Raw genomic sequence first — 23,533 nt, 5'->3', positions numbered from 1 at the left:
CTCGGGGTTTGCCCTAGTCTGTCAAGACACTCAACCGTGGTGGAGGGCGAATCTGCCGGATGCTGCAATGCAGAAATCGTGACAGCCAGCGCAAGCACCGCCCGGGATGGGGCATTGCGTGCATGGCATCGACCTTGCTCATGTTGCGCGCCGTTTTCTCGTCCAACGCAAAGGAGCTGTCATGCAACGCGAAGAAGTGACTGAGTTGATCGTCCTGCAAAAGATCAGGAAGCAGTTGAGCTGGGCGCAACTGGCCGAAGTGATCGGCCAGAGCAAGGAGTGGAGCACCGCTGCATTGCTCGGCCAGATGACGCTGACGCGAGCGCAGGCCGAAGCCGTTGGCACGGCGCTGGAGTTGCCGCAAGAGGCCATCGCGCTGCTGCAGGTGCCGCCCTACAAGGGCTCACTGCCGACGGCGGTGCCGACCGATCCGCTGATCTACCGCTTCTACGAACTCGTCAGCGTGTACGGCACAACGTTCAAGGCGCTGATCCACGAGGAGTTTGGCGACGGCATCATGAGCGCGATCGACTTCAACATGGACCTCACCCGCGAGCCCGACCCCAAGGGCGATCGCGTGCGCATCGTCATGAGCGGCAAGTTCCTGCCGTACAAAACCTACTGAGCGATCAGTCTTCGTGGCCGCCGTCGTCGTGTTCGTCGAGCACGGGACGATGGCGGCGCGGCATCTCGGAGTCGAGCACGAGGCGGCCGTGCACCCGGCCCTTCATTCGCGTGACATGGTGCGTGCAGTCTTCCATGTGCGTGCTCATGAGTTCGCGCACGGTCTCGGCGTCGCGCGCGCGTGCCGCATCCAGAATCTGCCGGTGGAACTTGACGTTGGACGCGCCGAACTTGGCGTGGTCCTTCGGTGACGTTTCGTTGCCGAACACCACAAGCTGCCGAATCATTTCGTTGATCAGCTCGCAGCAGAACCGCAGCATCGGGTTGGGATTGGCTGCGGCCAGGATGTCGTGAAAGCTGAGGTCTTCCTGACGCTGGTCGAGCGGCGCGGCGGCCTTGGCAGAAGCCGGGTCGCACAGGTCGATGGTGTGCTCAAGCGCGCGGAAGTCGTCGTCCGTCAGATGCGGCACCGCCCCGGCGGCCAGCTCTGGCTCAAGCAGCCGGCGCACGGTGTAGACGTCTGCAATCCCGATGTCTTTGAAAAACAGGTAGTTCTGCATGAGCTGGAACGTGCGGTCCAGCGGCACCTCGACGATGGTGCCGCCGCCCGCAGGGCCCGTGCTCACACTCACCAGGCCCTGCACCTCCAGTGATTTGAGCGCCTCCCGGATGGTGCCCTTGCTCACGCCGAAGGTCTCCTGCAGCTTGACCTCCTGCGGGAGCTTGTCGCCGGGCTTGAGGTTGCGCTGCGTGATGAGCCGCTTCAGTTCTTCGGCAACGAGGTCGGCGCGCTTCTGCTTGCGGATGCCGATCGACGCCGTCTTGCCTGCTCCGAGTGTGGCCATGGATGTCCGTTCCTTGTTGCGCGCATTCTAACTTCAGGGTTGTGCCACCCGCCTGTCCGGCGTGGTGCATGCATGCTCTTCGATCGTGCACGTGCACCGGTTTCACACATCGTCGCGTAGCGGGACGCTGTCCTGCACGTTGGCGTAAACACCAACCTCTTGAACGTTGACGCATCGCCGATGCGGCTTCTATGATGATTTCGCCTATTTATCATAACAAATATAAGAAACTGGTCTGGTTCTTGCTCGACGTGATGGTCGGCGAAAACCTCGCCGGTCAAGGCCAGGAGGAAGCTGCCGCCGGTGGTGGCTCCGAGCGCTGTTCTGTCATCCACATGAACCCAAGGAGTGCGCTTTGAATCGTCGAGACTTGCTCAAACTGGCGGCGCTGTCCGCCGTGCCCGCGTCGGTGCTGCAAGCCCGCCTTGCGTGGGCGGCCGATGCCATCGAACTGGGCTGCCCGGTGCCGATGTCCGGTCCGTTTGCCGCCAACGGCAAGTTTGCCGACCTCGGCATGAAGCTCGCCGTGGAGCAATACGGCAAGGTGCTCGGCCGGCCGCTGGCGTACACCGTGCTCGACACCGAGGGCAAGCCGGCCACGGCCGTGCGCAAGGTGCAGGAACTGGCGCAGCAGAAGAACGCGCGCTACTTCGCGGGCGGCATCCTGTCGTCCGAATCGCTGGCGATGGGCAAGGAAGCGGAGAAGTTTGGCGGCGTGTTCATCACCACCGCAGGGGCCGATGAAATTACCGGTAAGGACTGCAACCGCGCGACCTTCCGCTGGTCGGTGCCCACGTACGGCGCCATCGAGCGCACCGTGCGCCCGCTGATCGAATCGATGCCCAAGGCCAAGCGCTGGTACACCATCACGCCGCAATACGTGTTTGGCGACGGGTTGCTCTCGGCGGCCAAGAACATCTTCAAGGAAAAGGGCATCGAGCATGTGGGCAACAGCTACCACGCGCTCTCCGAAAAGGAATTCAGCGGCTACCTGACCAACGCGATGGCCGCCAAGCCCGATGTGCTGCTGATCCTGAACTTCGGTTCGCAATCGTCCGACACGCTGCGCCAGGCGGTGAGCTTCGGCATGAAGAAGAACACGACGATCCTGGTGGCGTGGGCGTCTGGCCTGGAGCAGTTCGAATCGCTCGGCGCCGACCTGTGCGATGGCGTGTACTTTGGCGCGCAGTACTGGCACGACGTGGATACGCCCGCCAACCACGATCTGGTGAAACGCACGCAGGCTGCGTTCAAGTCCAACCCGAACTACAGCCTCGCGGGCTCGTACACCTGCACCAAGATCCTGCTCGACGCGATGATCAAGGCCGGCAGCGTCGACCCGAAGGCCGTGATTGCCGCGCTGCAGGGCATGAAGTACGACGGCCTGACGGGCCCCGAAGAGATTCGCGCGGCTGACCACCAGGTGCTCAAGAACTACTACCTGCTCAAGGGCAAGCCCAAGAACCGCATGAAGGACAAGGACGACTTTGCCGAAGTGGTGTCGGTGGGCAAGGCCTTCCTGCCGGTCGAACAGACGCAATGCAAGCTGGCCTGAGGGGCTGATCTGCCGCTCGCCCGCCTTCGGCCACTGAAGCGCGGGCGCTTGTCTTCCTGAGTGCCATTTCGGTCAACGCAATGAACGTCTACCTGCTCCAGGTCGTCAACGGCGTGGGGATCGGCATGCTCTACTTCCTGCTGGCGGTGGGGCTGTCGATCATCTTCGGGCTGTTGCGCTTCGTCAATTTCGCCCACGGCGCGTTCTATGCGCTCGGTGCGTATCTCTGCTTTCAGGCCCTGCAACTAGGCATGAATTTCTGGTTGGCGCTTGTGCTCGCGCCCATCGTCATCGGCGCGCTTGCCTGGGTGACGGAGAAGGTGCTGCTGCGCCACGTGTATGCGCAGGCGCACGAGTTCCACATCGTCGTCACCGTGGGGCTGGCGCTGGTGGTGCAGGAACTCATCATCGTCGCGTGGGGGCCGTTGGGCGTGGATGTGCCGACGCCCGACGCGCTGCAGGGCGTGGTGATGTGGGGCGATTTCGTCTATCCGAAATATCGCCTCTTCGTGATCGGTTTTACCGCCGTGCTGGCGCTCGGGCTGTGGTGGCTGCTGGAGGGCACGCGCCTGGGCAGCGCGGTGCGCGCGGGCAGTGAATCGACCGAGATGGTGTCGCTGCTCGGCATCAACGTGTTTCGCCTGTTCAGCCTGATGTTTGCGCTGGGTGCGGCCACGGCGGCGGTGGCCGGTGTGCTGGCTGCGCCCATTCGCGGCGCGGAGCCCTTCATGGGGGTGGAGGCACTCGGCGTCGCCTTCGTGGTGGTGGTGGTGGGCGGCATGGGCAGTTTTGCGGGAGCGCTGGTCGGCGGCCTGCTGGTCGGCATCGTGCAGAGCCTGATGAGCACGCTGTGGCCCGAGGGCGCGCGGCTGATGATCTACGTGGCGATGGCGGCCGTGCTGCTGCTGCGCCCGCACGGCCTGCTGGGGAGGGGATGATGCAAGCCGCATTCCAGGGATTGTCGCGTCACCGCTTCTGGTGGCTGGCGCTGGGCGTGACGCTGTTGCTGCCGCTGGTGCTGACGTCCGGCACGTTGGCCACCGAAGTGCTCGTCTATGCGATGGCCGTGATGGCCTGCAACCTGCTGCTCGGCTACACGGGGTTGCTGTCGTTCGGGCAGGGCATCTTCTTCGGGCTCGGCAGCTATGCCGTGGGCATCGGTCTCACGCAACTGGCGCTGCCGATGCCGGTGGCGCTTGTTCTGGCCGTGGTTGTCGGCGCAATCGTGGCGGCGGTGGTTGGGTGGTTCGCCATCCGCCAGCGCGGCACGTACTTCGTCATGCTCACGCTGGCCTTCTCGCAGATGTTCTATTTCCTGGCCTACACCACGCCATCGCTCACGGGTGGCGATAACGGCCTGCTCGACATTCCGCGCCCGGCGTTTGCGGCGTCGCCGTGGGCGTTCTACGCGTTCGTCGCGGTGCTGTTCCTTGTCGTGTTTTTCCTCGTGCAGCGCGTGACGGAATCGGTATTCGGCCGCACGCTGCTGGCGATCCGCGACAACGAAGAACGTGCGCTCGCCGTCGGCTACAACGTGCGCGCCTTCAAACTGCTCGCGTTTGTCATCTCCGGTGCCGTTACTGGGTTGGCCGGCGCGCTGCACGCCATGCTCACGGGCATCGCGCCGCTCGCCAATATCGACTACCACGTCAGCGAAATGATCTTGGTGATGACCGTCATCGGCGGCACGGGCAACGTGTTTGCCTCGGTGCTGGGGGCGGCGTTCTATGTGCTGCTGTCGGACTGGCTTTCCAGCCTGTGGCCGCGCTGGCTGATGCTGCTCGGCTTCCTGTTGATTGCGGTGAGCCTGTTCATGCAGCGCGGGCTGTTCGGGCTCGGCCAGAGGCTGTGGCAACGCGTGCGTGCACCGCGTCACGCACCGGCGGTGCAGGAGGAGCGCGCATGACCACCACGCCCATCCTCCAAGCCACCGGCATCGTCAAGCAGTACGGCAAGTTCACTGCACTGGGCGGCGTCGATTTGCGTGTGATGCCCGGCACGGTCCACTCCGTCATCGGCCCCAACGGCGCGGGCAAGACCACGCTGTTCCACATGCTCACGGGCACGCGCATGATCACCAGCGGCACCATCGTCTTCGATGGCCACGACGTGACGCGTGAAGCTGACTACCAGCGCGTGCAGCGCGGCATCGCGCGTTCGTTCCAGGTGACGAGCCTGTTCCCGAGCCTGTCCGTGCGCGAGAACCTGCGCCTCGCTGCCCTCGGCACCACGCCGCGCCGTGCCATGCACGGCTGGCGCCTGCCGCAGGGCGATCTTGCCTGCAGCGATACGGTCGACCGCGTGCTCGATCGCCTTGAATTGCCGCGCCTGGCCGACACGCCGGCCGCCGCGCTCTCGCATGGTCAGCAGCGTCGGCTGGAAGTCGGCATGGCGCTGGCCGCCAATCCGCGCGCGATCTTCCTCGACGAACCGACTTCCGGCATGGGCGTGGACGACCTGCCCGCCATGAAGACGCTCATTCGCGGCCTGGCGCAGGACCACACCGTCGTGCTGATCGAACACAACATGGACATCGTGATGGACATCTCCGACACCATCACCGTCATGCAGCAGGGCAAGGTGCTCATGGAGGGCACGCCCGACGCCGTACGAGCGGACCCACGCGTGCGCGCCGCGTATCTCGGCAACATGATCACGGGAGGCAAGAAATGACGACGACGGCGATTCTCGACGTTGCAGACCTCCATGGCTATTACGGCAAGAGCCACGTGCTGCAGGGCGTGGCGCTATCGGTGGGCGAGGGTGAACTCGTGACGCTGCTCGGCCGCAATGGCGCGGGCAAGTCGACCACGCTCAAGACGATCGCCGGTGTGGTGACGCCGCGTGGGCAGGTGCGCTTTCGGGGCAAGGACATTGCCGGACAGCCGGCGCATCGCATTGCCGCGCAGGGTTTGTGCCTCGTGCCCGAGCATCGCGGCATCTTCAAGCTGCTGACGGTGGAAGAGAACCTCAAGCTCGGCGCGCGGCGGGATTCTCCGTGGCAGCTGGCCGACATCTATCGCATCTTCCCGCGCCTGCATGAGCGGCGGCGCAACGGCGGCGCCAACCTATCCGGTGGCGAGCAGCAGATGCTGGCCATCGGCCGCGCGCTGATGAACCATCCGCGTCTGCTGATGCTCGACGAGCCGGTCGAAGGTCTGGCGCCCGTCATCGTGGAAGAGATCGTCGCGCAGCTGAAGGTCATCAAGCAGGCGGGCGTATCCATCCTGCTCGTGGAACAGAACCTCGAGGTCTGCACGCAGCTCGCTGACCGCCACGTGATCATTGAACAGGGCCGTGTGGTCTACACCGGCAGCAACGAAGCCTTCCGCGCCGACGACGCCATCAAGGACCGCTACCTTGGCGTCGGCCTGGCTGCATGAACTCGCGAGAAATGATGACGACAGAGACTCAACTCCGTATCAACGGCGCGCGCCTGTGGGACACCCTGATGCAGCAGGCGCGCATCGGCGCCACGCCCAAGGGTGGCGTGCGGCGCCTGGCGCTGACGGATCTCGACCGCCAGGGGCGTGACTTCTTTGTCGCGCAGGCAAAGGCTGCCGGGTGCACCGTGCGCGTCGATGCCATCGGCAATCTGTTCGCACGCCGCCCCGGGCGCAACAATGCGCTGCCGCCGGTCATGACGGGCAGCCACATCGATACGCAACCGACCGGCGGCAAGTTCGATGGCAACTACGGCGTGTTTGCCGGCATCGAGGTCGTGCGCACGCTCAACGACGCGGGCATCGAAACGGAAGCGCCCATCGAAGTGGCCGTGTGGACCAACGAAGAAGGTTCGCGCTTCGTGCCGGTGATGATGGGCTCCGGCGCGTTCATCGGCGAGTTTGCGCTGGACGCCGTGCTGGCCGCACAAGACCGCGACGGCGTGGCCGTGGGCGAGGCGCTGCGCAGCATCGGCTACGCGGGGAGCGAGCCGGTGGGCGGCCGAACCGTCGGGGCCTACTTCGAGGCGCATATCGAGCAAGGGCCGGTGCTAGAGGCCCACGCCACGACGATCGGCGTGGTGACGGGCGCGCTCGGCCAGCGCTGGTACGACGTGGTCTTGACCGGCATGGAGGCGCACGCCGGCCCCACGCCGATGGAGCTGCGCCGCGATGCGTTGCTGCCCGCGGCAGAACTGGTCGGCATTGCCAACCGCATCGCGCTGGAGCGCCCGCCGCATGCGCGCGCCACGGTGGGTTGCCTGAGCGTGCATCCGGATTCGCGCAACGTGATTCCGGGCCAAGTATCGATGACGATCGATTTTCGTGCCGCCGACGATGCGATGTTGTTCGACATGGACGCGGCACTGCATGAGGCAGTGGCCGAACTGCGCGCACGCAGCGGCATCGATATCGCCTTGCGCCAGGTCGTCTACTTCCCGCCGCAGCCGTTTGACGCCACGCTTGTGAACGCAGTGCGCAGCGGAGCCCGCAAGCTGGGCTTGTCAGAGATGGATGTGATCAGCGGCGCAGGCCACGACGCGGTCTACCTTGCCCGCGTGGCCCCCACCGCGATGATCTTCGTGCCGTGCAAGGACGGCATCAGCCACAACGAGATCGAAGACGCCCGCCCCGAACATCTGGAAGCCGGGGCCAACGTGCTGCTGCACGCGATGCTGCAGGCCGCCGGCCGCGTTTGACACCACCACCCGACCGCCCCATGCGTATCCTGATCGCCCGCTTCAACCACGAGACCAACACGTTCTCGCCGGTGCCGACGCCGTTGGCATCGTTCCATCCGCATTACGGCGATGACGCTTATCGCGCCGCCAAGGGCACGCGCACGGCGGCCGGTGCGTTCATCGATCTGGCCGAGGCGGCCGGTGCGGAAATCGTCGTGCCCGTCGTTGCCGGTGCGAACCCCAGCGGGCGCGTGGCAGCCGACGCGTACACCACGTTGTGCGACGCGATTGTCGCGGTTGCGCCCGGGTGCGATGCGCTATTGCTCGACCTGCACGGCGCGATGGTCGCGGAGAACAGCGACGACGGTGAAGGTGACCTGCTCGAACGCCTGCGCGCGGTCGTGCCCGATGTGCCGATTGCCGTCGCGCTGGACCTGCACGGCAACCTCACGCAGAAGTTCATCGACTTGGCCGACATCGCCGTCAGTTTCAAGACGTATCCGCACGTCGACATGTACGAAACCGGCGAGCACGCCGGCCGCCTGCTGTTCGACAAGCTGGCCGGGCGTGCGAACCCTGTGCTGGCATGGCGCCGCTTGCCGCTGGTCACGCACACGCTGCGCAGCCGCACCGATGAAGGCGCGATGCACCGTGCCGTGGCGCTGGCCAGGCAGGCCGAGCAGGACGGCATGCTGGCCGTGTCGATCCTGGCCGGGTTCGGGCTGGCGGACATAGCCGCGCCGTGCCTTTCCATCGTGGTGGTCGGCAACGGCGACAAGCACGCTGCCGACGCTGCGGCGCAACGCATTGCCGATGCCATCTGGGCTGATCGCGAAGGGTTCGTCTACCGCTCCGAACCGCTGACCGAATCGATTGCGCGCGCAGCCAGGGTGGCGGACGCGCCGGGCAGCGGCCCCGTGCTGCTGCTCGATCACGGCGACAACTGCATGTCCGGCGGCACGTGCGACGACATGCACGTCCTGCACGAAGCGTTGAAGCAAGGCTTGAGCGGCATCGCCGTCGGGCCGGTGTGCGATCCGGAAGCCGTCGCGGCGATGATCGAGGCGGGCGAGGGTGCCACGGTCACGCTGCCCATAGGCGACAAGGTGCCGCTCACCCAACTGGGCATCTACCCGGTGCCGCGCGCGCTGACGGGCAAGGTCGTCGCCATCAGCGACGGCGAATACACGATCACGGGTCCCACCTATACCGGGCAACGTATCCGCATGGGCCGCACGGCGCTGCTCGACATCGGCGCGGCGCAGATTGTCGTCACCGAGACGCCGCAGGAGCATTGGGACCTCGGCATCTTCACGCACATCGGTGTGGACCCACGTGCCGCGCGCTTCGTGCTGCTGAAGTCGCGCATGTACTGCCGGCCGGTATTCGTGCCGATCGCAAAAGCCGTGGTGGAGTGCGACGGCGGCGGCGTCACCAGCTCGGACTACGCGCGCTTTCCATTTGCCAAGGTGCGGCGGCCAGTCTTTCCGCTGGATGCGGAAGCGGCGCTGGGCTGAGCTAGCGGTCTTCCCAGAAGCGTTGCGCACGGAACGGGCGAACATCCACGGTGGATGTCTCGCCCGTCATCATTTCCGCAATCAAGCGCCCGGTAATTGGCCCCAACGTCAGGCCGTGGTGTGCATGGCCGAACGCGAACCACAGGCTTGGATGATGCGGCGCCGGCCCGATGATCGGCAACATGTCGGGCGTGCAGGGGCGCGCGCCCATCCACGGTTCTGCATCCACCCGCTCGGCCAGGGGAAACAGCTTGCGGGCGACGGGCTCCACCGCGTTGAGCTGCACGGGCGTCTTTGGCGCATCGCGGTGCGCGAGTTCTGCGCCGGTGGTCAGGCGGATGCCGCGTGCCATCGGTGCCAGCACATAACCGCCGTCCGCATCGAGCACAGGATGGTTCAACTGCGCACCTGGCGCGGGCGCGTAGTGCATGTGGTATCCGCGCTTGACGGCCAGCGGCAGGCTGTAGCCCAGGCGCGAGGTGATGACGTCCGCCCACGGGCCCATGGCGATGACGACATTGTCCGCGCGCAGCTCGCCTTCCTTGGTTTGCAGCAGCCACGGCGCGTTGGGCGTCAGCGTGTTGGCATCGGCCTCAAAGAAACGGCCGCCGAGTTGCTCGAAGTACTTCGCGTAGGCCGTGACCAGCGCGTTGGGGTCGCTCACGGAATCCGCTTCCGTATAGCGCAGGCCGCCCAGCAGCGATGTGTCCAGATGAGGCTCCGCCGCGCGCAGGCGCGCCGGGTCGAGCACTTCGAACGCGACACCGTATTCGCGCTGCCAACGCTCGACGTTGCGGGTTTCCTTGTCCTGCGTGGCGGCATTGCGGAACACCTTGATCCAGCCGCTTGGGCGGATCAGACGCGTGGCGCCGGCGGCTTCGGCCAGCGCGCGGTGCTCGCTCACGCTGTGCGCAATGAGCGGCGCATACGCACGCGCAATCGCCGCGTGGCGCGCGGGGTGCGAGTTGCGCCAGTATTGCCACAGAAACGGCAGCAGCCGGGGCAGATCGCCCGGGTGGTAGTGCACGTCCGCCGACGTGTTGCTCGCATAACGCAACAACGTCGACAGGTCGCGCGGGAACGCATACGGATACACACCCTCGCGCTGGATCAGCCCGGCATTGCCAAACGACGTCTCAAAGCCCGGCGCACGGCGGTCCACCAGGGCGACGGCGCGTCCCCGTTTTTGCAGATGCACCGCCACCGATACGCCGACAATGCCGGCGCCCAGCACAAGGGTGTCAAAGCGCATGGCGGCCGGCTCCTTAACCCTTGGCCAGCGCCGTGACGGCGATTTCCACATCGATGCCCGGGCGCATCAGGCCCGACTGCACGCAGGCGCGCGTGGGCGCGTGGCCGGCCGGCACCCAGGCTTCCCACGCGGCGTTCAGCTCCGCAAAGTGCTTGGCGTCGGTCAGCCAGATGTTGGCGGAAATCAATCGCGTCTTGTCCACACCGGCTTCGGCCAGCAGGGCGTCGATGCGCTCGAGGATGTTGTTGGTCTGCTCGGTGACCGACTTGAAGTCGATCTGGGGCACTTGCCCGGCCAGGTGCACGATGCCGTTGGCGATCACGATCTGACTCATGCGGGCGTTGGTGTGGAAGCGTTGGATGTCGGTCATGTCGTATTGCCAGCAAAGTGAGAAGAACAGGGATGGTAGCCCTGCCGCGCGACTTGCGTAGCGCGCGTCCTGCATCGCGGGCTGTTCATCATGAGGCAGGACTTTGTGGTGGGAGGCGCGGATGGCCTGCCCGGCAACGCGCGCCACCCGGGCTCGTCTTGCCGGGCGCGTCGAGCGATTGTCCGTTGTATTCCGGCGTGGCGGAAAAGAGCAACTGCACCGCTGGCTGGCGGCATCGAAACAACAGTCAATCATTTCAATATCTGAATTAAGAACAACTAATGACTCGCAACCCCTTGCCAGCATTAGATTCGTCGAGACATGAGTGACAAAGTGCTGGAGTCCCCACTCCAGAGGGGGCCACGCCCTTTGCCCCGATGACACAATCGCCAAAATTCAGGAGCCATGCCGCGCCCCGCGCAATGCATGGCGGACCCGGACGGGGAGCTTCATGCAAGAACGTTGGACTGCGATCTCATTGGCGCGTGCACGGGCTCACCGGCTCTACGGCGTACGCGGCTGGCTCGTTACGCTGCTGTGGCTGAATACCCTGCCTGCGCTGGTGGTCACACTGGCGATGGCCATGACGGTAATGGTGGGCGGTGCTGACGCGGGCCGGGTCAAACCGATGCTCGTGCTCGCCTGGCTGGCTTTTCCGCTGGGCCTGATCGCGCTCGCGTTCTTGCGCGTGCGCTGGTTTCCGCTGGTCTGGTTGGGCTATTGCCTGTGTCAGCTGTTCGCGACGCTGGCCATGCGCAGCACGATCGAGGGATGGACGACTCTGGCGTCCGGCGGCGCGGCGGGGCAGGTGCCGACCACGCTGATACTGACGGCGCAGGCGCTGCTGCTTATCGGCACGGCAGCATACGTTTGGCATTCGCGCCGCGCGCGCGTGACCTACCGGCACGAAGTGCGTACCACCGACCCCTCTGCCGCGCCCGCGGTGTTCGACAAGTCCGCCCCGAATGAAACGCCGACCGACGCCACCGATCACGCACGCGAGCGCGCGGCCTTGCGCCGGGTAGCGCAGGAGCTGACTTCCGGCGTGCTGGATACGCAAACCTGGATGCACGTCATGCGGCATCACGCCGATGCCACCGACGGCACCCGAACGGCGGCCTATGTGCGTGCGCGCATGTCAGAACTGTGTCCGCCGGCGCATGTGCATCCGCCGGTCGTGCGCACGTTGTCGACCGGGCTGGGCGCGCTGCTGGTAAGCCTGCTGGCCGCCGGCGTGCTGATGGCCGCGGTGATTGCGTTGGCGCTGCGCGTGCCTGGCAACGGCACCGATCTGCTTGAACTGCTCGTTGCCGTGGCGCTCACGCTCAGCTGGCTCGGGGGCCTCTTTGTTGGCGCGGGTTTTCTGCGCCGCGTTGCCTGACGTCTACCGCGCGGCCGTCGGCGCGGCTGCGGCCTGGTTCCAGTCGCCACCCACCGCCTTGACGAGGAACACGCTCGTCGTCATCTGCTGGCCGAGAATCTGCACCGCCGTGCGCTGGTTGTTCAGCAGCGATTGCTGCGCGGTGATCACGTCCAACGAGGTGGCGAGCCCGCCCTCGTAGCGCACGCTGGCAATGTCGTAGACCTTGCGGGCGCTTTCCACGGCATGGCGCGCCTGGTTTGCCGCACGGTCCAGCGATTGCAGGCCGGCCAGTCCATCTTCCACTTCCTGCAGCGCCCCCAGCACCGTCTGACGGTAGTTGGCGATCGCACCCTGATAGGCCGCATTGGCAATGTCCACGCGCGCCCCCGTGCGGCCGGCGTCGAACACCGTCTGGGCGATCTGCGTGCCGAACGACCACAGCAGCGTGGGCGCAGAAAACAGCAGCGCAAGATCGCGGCTTTCCCAACCGGCACCGCCGTTGAGCATCACGCTGGGGAAGAACGCCGCGCGTGCCACGCCAACTTGTGCGTTCGCGGCAGCGGCACCGCGCTCTGCGGCGGCCACGTCGGGGCGGCGTTCGATCACGTCAGACGGCAGCGCCACAGGGATCTGCGGTGCCGTGCCCTTGAGCGGCGTCGGCTCGATGTGGAAGGCGGGAGCGGGTGTGCCGACCAGCGTCGCCAGCGCGTGTTCATACTGCGCGCGTTGCCTGGTCAGCAGTTCGGCCTGCGTGGCGGTGCTGTCGACGAGCGCCTGTTGCTGCGCGAGGTCGAGGCCCGAAGCCACGCCATCCTGATGCCGTGAGGTGACGAAGTCCAGCGCCTTGCGCTGCAACGCCAGCCCTTCCTGCACCACGGCGATTTCCGCATCGGTCTCGCGCAGGTTGTACCAGGTGGTGGCGACCTGCGCGGCCAGCAGCAGGCGGAAGTTCTCGAAATTGGCGCCGGCCTGTTCTTCGCTCGCCGCCGCGTTGGCGACGGTGTTGCGCACGCGGCCGAACAGGTCGGCTTCGTAACTCGCGTCGGCGCGCAGCACGAAATCGCTCTGGATGGTCGACATGGTCGGACTGGTGTACGACGAGAGCGGCCGTTCCGACGACGTGCGCGTACGCGAGTCGTTGTTGTTGGCCGTGATGGTCGGCAGCAGGCTGGCACGCGCCACGCGCGTCTGCGCCTGCGCCTGCTCCAGGTTCGACAGCGCGACCTTGAGCGATTGGTTATGCGCCAGCGCCTGCGTGATCAGCTTGTCGAGCTGCGGATCGTTGAAGCGCTGCCACCACGGGCCTTTGGGCGCGGCGTCGGCGGGTTGCGCGGCACGCCACGGTGCTTCGGTTTGCCAGTGCGCCGGCACGTCCATGGCGGGGCGCTCGTAGGTCGGCGCGAGCGAGCAGCCGGCCAGCGAGACGATCAACGAGGCCGCCAGCGCGGTGGTGTGCAGCCGCGGTCGGCGGATCATGATGCGTGTGGCGCGGAGGCCGCTGGCGCCGATGCCGGGGCCGGCGTGACGATGGTGACCGCTTCGCCCTGCTCGATGGAATCGGCCGGGTTGAGGATCAGCGCATCCGTCGCCTTCAGGCCGGAGATGACTTCCACCGTGCGGCCGTAGTCGCGTCCGATGGTGACGGGGCGCAGGTCGACGTGGCCGTTTTCTGCCACGGCGATGCGCGGGCCTTCCTTGCGGAAGAGCAGCGTGTTGGTCGGCACCGTGAATGCGACCGGTGCATCTGCCTTTGCGCTGGCGCCGGCTGCGTCGCCGCCGGCTGTGCCCTGGATGGCGACCTGCACATAGGCGCCGGGCAGCAGGCGCCCGTCCTTGTTGGGCAACTGCACTTCCACCTGCAGGGTGCGCGTGGTGGCGTCGATGGCGCCGGAGGCCCGCGCGATGGTGCCGTGGAAGGTCTGGCCCGGCAGTTCGGCCAGCGTCACGGCCACATCCTGCCCGACCTTCACCTGCTGCGAATAGGCCTGCGGCACATACAGGTAGATGCGCAGCGGATCGGTCTGCGCCAGCGTGAACAGCTCGCGGTTGGCGCCCGCATTGCCGGCATTGACCAACGCGCCGACATCGACATTGCGCTTGGTCACCACGCCCGCAAACGGCGCCACCACCCGGCGAAAGCCTTGCAGCTCCTGCAGGCGGCGCACGTTGGCTTCCGCAGCGGCCAGGTCGGCCTGGGCCTGGTTGGCGGCGCTGGTGCGCTCGTCCAGCTCCTGTTGCGAGACGGCGTCTTTCTGGCGCAGGTTCTGCCAGCGCGTGAGCGACGTCTGTGCCAGCGCCTTGCGTGCGGCGGCCTGGTTGCGTGCGGCCTGTGCCTGATTTAGTTCCTGGTCGACTTCCGGCGTGTCGAGCAGCGCCAGCACTTCGCCCTTGTCGACGTGGGCGCCGATGTCCTTGAACCAGCGCAGCACGTAACCGCTGGTGCGCGCATAGATGGGCGATTCAACATAGCCCTGCAGCGTGCCGGGCAGCGTCAGTTCGCGAGTGGTGTGAGCCGGTTTGGGGGCGATGGTGGTGACGTAGCGGCTGGTCTGCGCGTTCACCTGGCGCTCCAGTGCGTGCGCGTTGTCGTAGCGGCCGACCAGCGTGCGCGCAGCGCCCAGCGCAAGGAGCACCCCCACGACCATCACGACCCAGCGTGCGCGGCGCATGGCAGGGCCGCGGTCCACCTGTTCGATCGGGTCCACCGTGACAACGTGGTGGGGCGGGCCGTCCGCCAAGTGTCCAGAGTGCGCCCCGGAATGGGCACCGGATGTTTGCTCAGACATGTCCTTCGCTTCCCCGCAAATCGTGACTACGCCGGGCGGCGCGCCGCTGCAATCTGTTGTGTAAGCTGGCAAACACCACCGGAACAAAGAAGAGGGTCGACACGGTCGCAAACAGCAGACCGCCGATCACCGCGCGCCCCAGCGGCGCGTTCTGTTCTGCGCCTTCGCCCAGGCCCAACGCCATGGGCACCATGCCGATGATCATCGCCAGGGCCGTCATCAGCACCGGGCGCAGGCGGGTGGCACCCGCTTCCAGCGCGGCCTGCACAGGCGCAATGCCTTCGGCCAATCGCTCACGCGCAAACGAGATCAACAGAATCGAGTTGGCCGTCGCCACGCCCATCGTCATGATCGCGCCTGTGAGCGATGGCACCGACAGCGTGGTCCCCGTCACGAACAGCATCCAGGCGATGCCCGCCAGCGCGGCCGGCAGGGCGGTCACGATGATGAGCGGGTCGATCCACGACTGGAAGTTCACGACGATCAGCAGGTACACCAGCACGATCGCCATCACCAGCCCCACACCCAGGCCGATGAAGGACGATTCCATCGTCTTCACCTGACCGCGCACCGTGACCTGCGCGCCGCGCGGCAGCTTGGGGCGGATGTCATCGACGGCCTTCTGCACTTCCTTGGCGACGGCGCCCAGGTCGCGGCCCTGCACGGCGGCGTACACGTCCACCACGGGGGTGATGTTGAAATGCGAGACGACCTGCGGCTGCACGGCAGGGCTCACCTGCACGAGGTTACCCAGCAGTTGCGGGCCGCCTGCCTGTGCGGCGCCACCGCGCGAGCTGGCCACCGGCGTTCGCAGCAGTGCGTCGAGCGAGTCGATGCGGTACTGCGGGCTGGTGACGGCCACCTGGTACACCACGCCGTTGATCGGGTTGAGCCAGAACGTGGGCGAGGTCTGGAAGCTCGAGCTGAGCGAGACCAGCAGGTTCTGCGCCACGTCGCGCCCTTCGAGGCCCACCTGCTGGATGCGGGTGCGGTCCATGTTCAGGGCCAGCGTGGGCTGGTCGAAGCGCTGGTGCACGTGTGTATCGACTGCCCCCGGAATCTGCTTGATGCGGTTGGCCAGCATGCCCGCGAGCTGCTTGTTGGTGGCCACGTCGGCGCCCGAGAACTGCACGTCGATGGCCGATGGCAGGCCGAAGTTCAGGATCTGGCTGACGATGTCCGCAGGCTGGAAGGCGAACTCCACGCCCGGGAAGCGCTTGGGCAGTTCTTCTCGCAGGCGGCGGACGTACTGAGCGCTGGGCTTGCGCTCGCCTTCCTGTAGCGCGATCAGGATTTCGCCGTCGAGCGTGCCGATGGTGCCGGCGTTGCTGTACGACAGGTTGATCCCGGAGTTCGGCACGCCCAGGTTGTCGAGAATCGTCGACAGTTCCTTTTTCGGAATGATTTCGCGGATGGCGGTTTCGACCTCGTCGGCCAGGCGTGCGGTTTCTTCGATGCGCATGCCCGACGGTGCCCGCATATGCAGTCGGATCTGGCCCGCATCCACATCGGGGAAGAAATCGCGGCCGAGCACCAGGAACAGCGCACACGACGCCACGCAGAAGCCCAGGAACGACAGTGCGAACACGCGGCGACGGTCCAGCAACCCGCCGAGGACGGCGGCGTAGTTGCCGCGCATGTGCTCGAACTGCGTGTTGAACGCCCGGTAGATGCGGCCGAACGTGCCTGGTTTTGCGTCGGCTTTCGTGGCGTCTTGCGTGTGGCCGGTCATGAGCATCATCACCAGCGTCGGCACGAGCGTGCGCGACAGCACATACGACGCCAGCATGGCGAAGATCACCGCTTCGGCCATCGGCACGAACAGGTAACGCGCCACGCCCGTGAGGAAGAACATCGGCACGAACACGATGCAGATACACAGGGTCGACACGAAGGCCGGCACGGCAATCTCGGCCGCGCCGTCCAGGATGGCGGTGATGGGCTCCTTGCCCTCGTGCAGATGGCGCTCGATGTTCTCGATGGTGACGGTGGCATCGTCCACCAGGATCCCCACCGCGAGCGCCAGGCCGCCGAGCGTCATCAGGTTGATGGTTTCGCCCAGCAGATGCAGCACGATGATCGACGACAGGATCGACAGCGGAATCGACACGGCAATGATGGCCGTGCTGCGCCAGTTGCCGAGGAACAGCAGGATCATGGCGGCCGTCAGGCACGCGGCGATCAGCGCCTCGCGAATCACGCCTTCAATCGCTGCCTTCACGAACAGCGACTGATCGAACAGCGGCGTGATCTTGATGTCTTGCGGAAGCGCCGCAGCCGCGGTGGGCAGCAGCTTGTAGATGTTGCTGACGATATCCAGCGTCGACGCACCGCCGTTCTTCAGGATCGACAGCAGCACGCCGCGCTGGCCGTCCTGGCGCACCACGTTGGTCTGCGGCGAGAAACCGTCGCGCACATGGGCCACGTCGCCCAGGTACAGCGTGGCGCCGTTGCTGGTCTTGACCGGAATGGCGTTGAGTGCGGCGATGCTGCCCGGCGTGCCATTGAGCGTGACGCCGTATTCGGTAGCGTCGATCTTTTGCGTACCGGCCGGCAGGATCAGGTTCTGTGCGCCCACCGCGTTGACGATGTCGACGGGGGTCAGGCCCTGCGCCAGCAGCTTCTGCGTGTCGAGATCGACCGTGATCTGCCGGCTCTTGCCGCCATACGGGAACGGCACGGCGATGCCGGGCACCGTGATCAGGCGCGGGCGCAGGAAGTTCAGCGCCGCATCATTGAGTTCCTGCTCCGACAGCGTGTTGCTCGACAGGCCCAACTGCAGGATCGGAATGCTCGACGCCGAATACTTGATGATCAGCGGCGGCGTCGTCCCCGGTGGCAACTGCCGCACCTGGGCCTGCGACACCGAAACGATCTGCGCCAGCGCGGTCTGGATATTGGCCGTCGGCTGGAAGAACACCTTGACGATCGAGATGCCGTTCAACGATTGCGACTCGATGTGCTCGATGTCGTTGACGGTGGTCGTCAGGCTGCGCTCCGTGACAGACACGATGCGGTCGGCCATCTCCTTGGCGGGCAGGCCGTTGTAATTCCAGATGATGCTGACGACCGGAATGTCGATTTCCGGAAAGATGTCCGTGGGCGTACGCATCAGCGTAAACGGCGTCGCCAGCAGGATCAGCAGGGCGAGGACGATGAACGTCAGCGGCCTTCGCAGCGCGAGTTGGACAATCCACATGGAGGCGTTTCAGAACCGCGAGGCGCGATGCGTTGGTTGGGGCACGGGCCGCTCGAACGGCGGCGACCCGCCATTTTATCGCCGGGTGCCGCCGGCCAGCATGTTCCTTTGATCCGTCTTTATTACATTGCATAACGGCGGTTGCCCTGGCAACTGAAGGGCCGCGTGAATCGGGCGTGACGGGCACGGCATGGCGGAAACCACCCGGATGGATGCCCCTCCAGACCTGGGGGTATCCCAATGCTGAGGACGGCGCCAATACGGCGGCGGGCCTGCCCGCGCGGCGGGTCAATTTGATGTCATGCAGGACGACTGTGTGATTTACCCATTGACGATCTCCCCCCCATTCGGATGCAGCGTCTGCCCCGTCATGTAACTCGCATCGGCAGACGCGAGAAAGATGTAGCAAGGGGCCACTTCATCCGGCTGGCCAGCCCGGGCCAGTGGCTCCTTGCTGCCGAATTGGACGACATGCTCGGCATCGAAGGTCGACGGAATCAACGGCGTCCAGATCGGGCCTTGCGCCACGGCATTCACCAGGATGTTCTTTTCGGCCAGTTGCTGGGCGAGCGAACGCGTGAAGGCCAGGATCGCTCCCTTCGTGGCTGCGTAATCCACCAGGTGGCCGCTGCCGCGAAATGCGGTGACCGACGTGGTGGTGATGATGCGTGCGCCTTCGTGCAGATGGGGCAGCGCGGCACGCAGCAGATGGAACATCGCGAAAACGTTGGTGCGGAACGTGCGCTCCAGCTGGTCGGCATCGATGTCGGCCAGGCTTTGCTGCGGGTGCTGTTCTGCGGCATTGCTGACCACTAGGTCGATCTTGCCGAACATGGCCACCGCCTGCGTGACCACCGCGCGGGCATGCGCTTCGTCGCCCAGGTCGCCGGCAATGGCTTCGCAGCGGCGGCCGGTGGCGCGTACAAGGCGGCAGGTCTGGTTGGCGTCGTCGTGTTCGTCCAGGTAGGCGATCAGCACGTCGGCGCCTTCCTTGGCGAAGCCGATGGCAACCGCACGGCCGATACCGCTGTCGCCGCCGGTGACGATGGCGACCTTGTCCTTGAGTTTGCCGCTGCCCACGTAGTCCTCCATGTCTGCGCGCGGGCGCGGCGTCATGTCTTCCTGGGTGCCGGGCTGGCGGTCCTGGTGTTGGGGCGGTTGCTGTGCTGGCGTGTCGGGCATGGGAAGGCTCCTGCGGAGGAACGGATACCACGTCGCAGCACGCGCCATGCCACGGCCGGCTGGCAAGGCGTGCCACACAGGCCGCGCGGCACGCCGTTTGCTGAACGGTGAAGTGGACGTTCACCAGCGGCCCACATCGACGGGAGGAGGCGCCATGGACACGCTGCTGTTCCTGTTTGGCGAAGGCAAGGATCTCAACCCGCTGCAGACGGCCATGCGGGCCGTGGTGGTGTTTGCCATCGGGCTGGCGCTGGTGCGTCTGTCCGGACGCCGCTCCTTCGGGCAGCGTGCGCCGTTTGATTTCGTGGTCGCCGTGCTGCTGGGCGCCACGCTCAGCCGTGCGATTGTCGGGGCATCGCCGTTCGTGGCCACGGTGTCGGCGTCGCTGGCGCTGGTGGCGGTGCATCGGCTGCTGGGTTGGGCTTGCGCGCGCTTGCCCAGGCTCGACCGCCTCATCGCCGGCCGCAAGCGCGAGGTCTATCGGCACGGCCGTTTTGACCAGCATCAGTTGGACGCGGCGCTTCTGACCATTGGCGACGTTGAAGAAAGCGTGCGGCAGACGCTCGGCGCACGCACGCTCGACGACGTGGAAGCCGCCATCCTCGAGCGCAACGGACAGGTCAGCCTGATCCGCAAGCGCAGTTGATTCTGCACATCCGCACCCGCACACCGGAGCCAACCATGCGAGACAAGCAACAGAAGGAAAACCGAGACGCCGAACAACGCAAGGCCGATTGGGAACAGGCTGAATCGCACCGCAAGCCGGGCGACCGGCCGGCCAATGCAGAGGTGGGCCGCACCGGCAGCACGGCACCCAAGCCGCAGAGCCCGCACGACACGCTGCGCCGCATGCGCCAGGGCGAGGTGCCGCCGGGCATCACGCGCGACAAGCTGCACGACCCCGGAGACCAGACGCCCGGCGCTTCGCCCACAGATAACCGCAGCTGAGCGCAACGTGCCCGCCGCAGACGACGCCCCGTGGTACCGCCGGTTGGGGCCCGGCCTTATCACGGGCGCCGCGGATGACGACCCGAGCGGGATCGCCACCTATGCGCAAGCCGGCGCGCAAATGGGTACCGGCATGCTGTGGACGCTGTTGCTGACGCTGCCCCTGATGATTTCCATCCAGCTCGTCAGCGCGCGCTTGGGGCGTGTGTCGGGCCGGGGCGTGGTCGCAAACATCCGGCGGCATCAGTCGCCGTGGCTTGCGTATGCGTTTGTCGCGCTGGTGACGCTTGCCAACATCATCAATGTGGGCGCCGACATCGCGGCCATGGGCGACAGCGTGCGCCTGCTACTGGGTGGCTCGACAGCGTGGTATGCGTGCCTGTTTGCCGTCTTTACGCTCGTGCTGCAAGTCTGGATGCCGTACCGCCGCTATGCGCGCTATCTGCAATGGACTGCGCTGTCGCTGCTGGCGTACGTGGCCACGGCGTTTGTCGTGAATGTGGACTGGGCGCACGCGTTGCACGACACCGTGGTCCCCCGGCTGCATTGGTCGAAAGACTATGCAATGACGCTCGTCGCCGTGTTCGGCACCACCATCAGCCCCTATCTTTTTGTGTGGCAGGCCGCAGGCGAAGTGGAAGAGACGCGGCGGGCCGAAGACGAAGCCCCGCTCAAGAAAGCGCCGTGGCAGGCAAAGGACCAGCTCGCACGCATCCGCATCGACACGACGGTCGGGATGGTGGTGTCGGCGCTGATCGCCTTCTGCATCATGTTGACGGCCGCCTACGCGCTGCACACGCACGGCATGACGCAAATCGAGACCTGCGTCCAGGCCGCTGAAGCGCTCAAGCCCGTGGCCGGCCGCTTTGCGCAGGCATTGTTTGCCCTGGGCGTGATCGGCACGGGGCTGCTGGCTGTGCCGGTGCTGGCGGGCTCCGCCGCCTATGCCGCCGCCGAGGCCTTCCAGTGGCACAGCAGCCTGGAGGCCAAGGTGCACCGTGCGCCCAAGTTCTACCTGTTCCTGGCGCTAGTGATGGCGGTGGCCACGGTGATGGTGTTCCTGCCCATCGAGCCGTTCAAGCTGCTGTATTGGGCTGCGGTGCTCAATGGCGTGGCGGCTACGCCCGTCATGGTGATGCTGCAGTTGATGTCGCGCCGCAAGTCCGTGATGGGGCCGTTCCGCAGTTCCTGCCTGCTGCATGGCACGGCGTGGCTGGCGACGCTGAGCATGTGCGCGAGCACCCTGCTGTTCTTCGTTCTGGCTGCGCGTGGCTCTTAAAACGGCAGGAATCGGGGTCGCGTGTGTAGGGTGAAACCGCGCAACCGGTGCGGCGTGCTGTTCACCAACCAGGGGTCAATCATGAAAGCTGTCGTATTTCACGGCATCGGCGACATTCGTCTGGACGACGTGCCTGTGGTGCCGCGCTCCACCTCGCGGATCAGCCCGCCCGTCTGCTGGCTTGCATGAAGGCGCGTCCCGAACTGGCGCGGTGCAGGAGATGGCTCGTTGCCAAGCGTGAGTCCGGTCTGTCTTGCAACGCGAGGTGCGACGCAAGCCACGTTCCACCTCTGCACGGGTTCCGCTGCTCAGGTGGTCCCGGAATCGCGCGATAATGCAAGACTTTCCCGCCATTCTCCTGTTCTCCTGCTGCCCCGCCATGACTGGACTGACCACCGCCCTCCTGCACGCCGACCGTGAAGCCGGCGTCGAGCACTACGCCGTCCACAAGCCGCTGCACACGTCCACCACCTACGGCTACGCCGATACGCGCGAGCTGATCGAGGTGTTCCAGGGCAAGCCCGGCTATACCTATGCCCGCCAGGGCAACCCGACCACGGCCGCGCTGGAGGCCAAGATCACCATGATGGAAGGCGGCCTGGCCACCGCCTGCTTTGCAACCGGCATGGCCGCCATCATGGCGGTGTTCTCGACCATGCTGCGCGCCGGCGACCACGTGGTGTCGAGCGCATTCCTGTTCGGCAACACCAACAGCGTGTTCGAGACACTGCGCAACCTGGGCGTGGACGTGACGTTCGTGGACGCCACGTCCACCCAGGCCGTGGCCGACGCGATTCAGCCCAACACGCGCCTGGTCTTCGTGGAGACCATTGCCAACCCGCGCACGCAGGTGGCCGACCTCAAGGGCATCGGCGCGCTGTGCAAGGAACGCGGCCTGATCTATGTGATCGACAGCACGATGACCTCGCCCTGGCTGTTCCGCGGGCGCGATGCGCAGGCCAGCCTGATGGTGCATTCGCTGTCGAAGTACATCGGCGGGCATGGCAACGCGCTGGGCGGCGCGGTGGTGGATACGGGCCTGTTCGACTGGACTGCGTATCCGAACATCTTCCCGGCGTATCGCAAGGTCAAGCCGGAAATGCAGGGCATCCAGCAGATCCGCAAGAAGGGGCTGCGTGACCAGGGCGCTACGCTCATTGCCGATGCCGCCCACCGCATTGCCGTGGGCGCCGAAACCATGGCCCTGCGCGTGGACCGTACCTGCAGCAACGCGCTGGCACTCGCGCGTGCGCTCGCGGCCCATCCGAAGGTGGCGCGTGTGTACTACCCGGGCCTGGCGGAGCACCCGCAGCACGCCCGGGCAACGGAGTTGTTCCGCCACTACGGGGGCCTGCTGAGCTTCGAACTGGTGGACGGCGCTGACTACGTCGACATGCTCAACCACCTGCGCTATGCGGTGCGCGCCACGCACCTGGGCGACACCCGCACGCTGGTGATTCCGGTTGCGCCGACCATCTACTGGGAGATGGGCGCCGAGCGCCGCGCGTCCATGGGCATTGCCGATTCGCTGGTTCGCGTATCGGTCGGGATCGAGGATGAAGCCGACTTGCTGGGCGACTTCATCCAGGCACTGGACGCCACGCCCGTCGCCTGACCGCTCATCAGGGCGCCGGGGTCAGTGGAAGAAGAGGGTGCGCATTGCAAACGTGTGATGCGCTTCCGCGGCCATCAGCACCATCAGCACCAGCAGTGCCAGGGGCGGCATGAGAATGGCATACACCAGCGCCAGCCGCTCCCACATCAGGTGCATGAACACCGAGACGATCAGCCCCGCCTTGGCGATCATCAGCGCGACGATCAGCACCCAGCGCGTCAGCCCTTCCACGCGAAAGTAATCCACCAGGTACGACAGCGTGCTGAGCACGAACAGCAGGCCCCAGATCTTCAGGTAGACGCTGATGCTGTGCTGCTGTCCGTGTGCGTCGGGCGCAGCCGGCTTGGAGGAAGGGTCGGTGTGGTCCATGGCCG

Annotated in this window: 22 protein-coding genes; 14 read left to right on the top strand and 8 right to left on the bottom strand. The window is 65.9% G+C overall.

Translation table 11 applies throughout. The annotated features are described in order from the left end of the window. Positions 1 to 181: 181 nt before the first annotated feature. Entirely contained in the window at positions 182 to 625 is a 444-nt protein-coding gene (gene cynS / locus R2N03_RS09045; RefSeq protein WP_316657292.1) for a cyanase, read from the top strand. A gap of 4 nt (positions 626 to 629) precedes the next feature. Here cynS and R2N03_RS09040 read toward each other — a convergent pair whose 3' ends face one another. After that, a complete protein-coding gene (locus tag R2N03_RS09040; protein ID WP_316657291.1) occupies positions 630 to 1,469 on the bottom strand; it encodes a FadR/GntR family transcriptional regulator in 840 nt (279 codons plus the stop codon). 191 nt (positions 1,470 to 1,660) lie between these two features. Between R2N03_RS09040 and R2N03_RS09035 the strand changes: the two genes are divergently transcribed. The 8 genes from R2N03_RS09035 to R2N03_RS09000 all read left to right on the top strand — a co-directional run bounded on the left by R2N03_RS09035 (position 1,661) and on the right by R2N03_RS09000 (position 9,165). Further along, complete coding sequence (locus R2N03_RS09035) at positions 1,661 to 1,828, top strand: hypothetical protein (protein WP_316657290.1); 168 nt, start codon at positions 1,661 to 1,663, stop codon at positions 1,826 to 1,828. Next, positions 1,825 to 3,024 carry an ABC transporter substrate-binding protein gene (locus tag R2N03_RS09030; RefSeq protein ID WP_316657289.1) on the top strand — a complete coding sequence of 400 codons (1,200 nt, stop codon included), beginning with the start codon at positions 1,825 to 1,827 and terminating at the stop codon, positions 3,022 to 3,024. Before R2N03_RS09035 ends, R2N03_RS09030 begins: the two co-directional genes overlap by 4 nt. A gap of 80 nt (positions 3,025 to 3,104) precedes the next feature. Then, positions 3,105 to 3,962 carry a branched-chain amino acid ABC transporter permease gene (locus R2N03_RS09025; protein WP_316657288.1) on the top strand — a complete coding sequence of 286 codons (858 nt, stop codon included), beginning with the start codon at positions 3,105 to 3,107 and terminating at the stop codon, positions 3,960 to 3,962. Further along, a complete protein-coding gene (locus R2N03_RS09020) occupies positions 3,962 to 4,930 on the top strand; it encodes a branched-chain amino acid ABC transporter permease (protein WP_012430865.1) in 969 nt (322 codons plus the stop codon). The genes R2N03_RS09025 and R2N03_RS09020 overlap by 1 nt, the downstream gene beginning before the upstream one ends. Beyond that, positions 4,927 to 5,697 carry an ABC transporter ATP-binding protein gene (locus tag R2N03_RS09015; RefSeq protein WP_316657287.1) on the top strand — a complete coding sequence of 257 codons (771 nt, stop codon included), beginning with the start codon at positions 4,927 to 4,929 and terminating at the stop codon, positions 5,695 to 5,697. The genes R2N03_RS09020 and R2N03_RS09015 overlap by 4 nt, the downstream gene beginning before the upstream one ends. Continuing rightward, a complete protein-coding gene (locus R2N03_RS09010) occupies positions 5,694 to 6,407 on the top strand; it encodes an ABC transporter ATP-binding protein (protein ID WP_012430863.1) in 714 nt (237 codons plus the stop codon). Before R2N03_RS09015 ends, R2N03_RS09010 begins: the two co-directional genes overlap by 4 nt. After that, on the top strand, positions 6,404 to 7,666 hold the full coding sequence (locus tag R2N03_RS09005) for a Zn-dependent hydrolase (RefSeq protein ID WP_012430862.1): 1,263 nt from the start codon (positions 6,404 to 6,406) through the stop codon (positions 7,664 to 7,666). Before R2N03_RS09010 ends, R2N03_RS09005 begins: the two co-directional genes overlap by 4 nt. A 20-nt stretch (positions 7,667 to 7,686) precedes the next feature. Beyond that, on the top strand, positions 7,687 to 9,165 hold the full coding sequence (locus tag R2N03_RS09000) for a M81 family metallopeptidase (protein WP_012430861.1): 1,479 nt from the start codon (positions 7,687 to 7,689) through the stop codon (positions 9,163 to 9,165). A 1-nt stretch (position 9,166) separates the two neighbouring features. On the opposite strand, the gene R2N03_RS08995 is transcribed toward R2N03_RS09000, so the two are convergent. Beyond that, positions 9,167 to 10,417 carry an NAD(P)/FAD-dependent oxidoreductase gene (locus R2N03_RS08995; RefSeq protein WP_316657286.1) on the bottom strand — a complete coding sequence of 417 codons (1,251 nt, stop codon included), beginning with the start codon at positions 10,415 to 10,417 and terminating at the stop codon, positions 9,167 to 9,169. A 13-nt stretch (positions 10,418 to 10,430) separates the two neighbouring features. Continuing rightward, positions 10,431 to 10,787 carry a RidA family protein gene (locus R2N03_RS08990; protein ID WP_316657285.1) on the bottom strand — a complete coding sequence of 119 codons (357 nt, stop codon included), beginning with the start codon at positions 10,785 to 10,787 and terminating at the stop codon, positions 10,431 to 10,433. A 451-nt stretch (positions 10,788 to 11,238) separates the two neighbouring features. Between R2N03_RS08990 and R2N03_RS08985 the strand changes: the two genes are divergently transcribed. After that, the gene (locus tag R2N03_RS08985) at positions 11,239 to 12,168 is read left to right on the top strand and encodes a hypothetical protein (protein ID WP_316657284.1); all 930 of its coding nucleotides are present in this window, start codon (positions 11,239 to 11,241) and stop codon (positions 12,166 to 12,168) included. A 3-nt stretch (positions 12,169 to 12,171) separates the two neighbouring features. On the opposite strand, the gene R2N03_RS08980 is transcribed toward R2N03_RS08985, so the two are convergent. The 4 genes from R2N03_RS08980 to R2N03_RS08965 form a co-directional block, all read right to left on the bottom strand. Continuing rightward, positions 12,172 to 13,626, bottom strand: coding sequence for an efflux transporter outer membrane subunit (locus R2N03_RS08980; RefSeq protein ID WP_316657283.1), 1,455 nt, complete (start codon positions 13,624 to 13,626; stop codon positions 12,172 to 12,174). Next, a complete protein-coding gene (locus R2N03_RS08975) occupies positions 13,623 to 14,936 on the bottom strand; it encodes an efflux RND transporter periplasmic adaptor subunit (protein WP_316657282.1) in 1,314 nt (437 codons plus the stop codon). Before R2N03_RS08975 ends, R2N03_RS08980 begins: the two co-directional genes overlap by 4 nt. Then, positions 14,929 to 18,135, bottom strand: coding sequence for an efflux RND transporter permease subunit (locus R2N03_RS08970; protein ID WP_316657281.1), 3,207 nt, complete (start codon positions 18,133 to 18,135; stop codon positions 14,929 to 14,931). Before R2N03_RS08970 ends, R2N03_RS08975 begins: the two co-directional genes overlap by 8 nt. Positions 18,136 to 18,456: 321 nt before the next feature. Further along, positions 18,457 to 19,317 (bottom strand): SDR family oxidoreductase, encoded by an 861-nt coding sequence (locus R2N03_RS08965; RefSeq protein WP_316657280.1) that lies wholly within the window; start codon positions 19,315 to 19,317, stop codon positions 18,457 to 18,459. Positions 19,318 to 19,471: 154 nt separating this feature from the next. On the opposite strand from R2N03_RS08965, the gene R2N03_RS08960 reads away from it, so the two are divergent. From R2N03_RS08960 to R2N03_RS08940, 4 genes are all read left to right on the top strand, one after another. Then, a complete protein-coding gene (locus R2N03_RS08960) occupies positions 19,472 to 19,963 on the top strand; it encodes a YetF domain-containing protein (RefSeq protein WP_012430853.1) in 492 nt (163 codons plus the stop codon). A 35-nt stretch (positions 19,964 to 19,998) separates the two neighbouring features. Beyond that, the gene (locus R2N03_RS08955) at positions 19,999 to 20,265 is read left to right on the top strand and encodes a hypothetical protein (protein ID WP_316657279.1); all 267 of its coding nucleotides are present in this window, start codon (positions 19,999 to 20,001) and stop codon (positions 20,263 to 20,265) included. A gap of 7 nt (positions 20,266 to 20,272) precedes the next feature. Continuing rightward, positions 20,273 to 21,544 carry an Nramp family divalent metal transporter gene (locus R2N03_RS08950; protein ID WP_316657278.1) on the top strand — a complete coding sequence of 424 codons (1,272 nt, stop codon included), beginning with the start codon at positions 20,273 to 20,275 and terminating at the stop codon, positions 21,542 to 21,544. A gap of 379 nt (positions 21,545 to 21,923) precedes the next feature. Next, entirely contained in the window at positions 21,924 to 23,159 is a 1,236-nt protein-coding gene (locus R2N03_RS08940; RefSeq protein WP_316657276.1) for a cystathionine gamma-synthase family protein, read from the top strand. 21 nt (positions 23,160 to 23,180) lie between these two features. Here R2N03_RS08940 and R2N03_RS08935 read toward each other — a convergent pair whose 3' ends face one another. Beyond that, positions 23,181 to 23,528 carry a cytochrome C oxidase subunit IV family protein gene (locus tag R2N03_RS08935; RefSeq protein ID WP_012430835.1) on the bottom strand — a complete coding sequence of 116 codons (348 nt, stop codon included), beginning with the start codon at positions 23,526 to 23,528 and terminating at the stop codon, positions 23,181 to 23,183. Positions 23,529 to 23,533 lie beyond the last annotated feature (5 nt).

Origin of the sequence: Ralstonia condita (genome assembly GCF_958405655.1) — a bacterium.
Lineage (GTDB): Bacteria > Pseudomonadota > Gammaproteobacteria > Burkholderiales > Burkholderiaceae > Ralstonia > Ralstonia condita.
The sequence above is the reverse complement of the archived record's forward strand: the minus strand, read 5'-3'. Positions and strand labels throughout refer to the sequence as shown.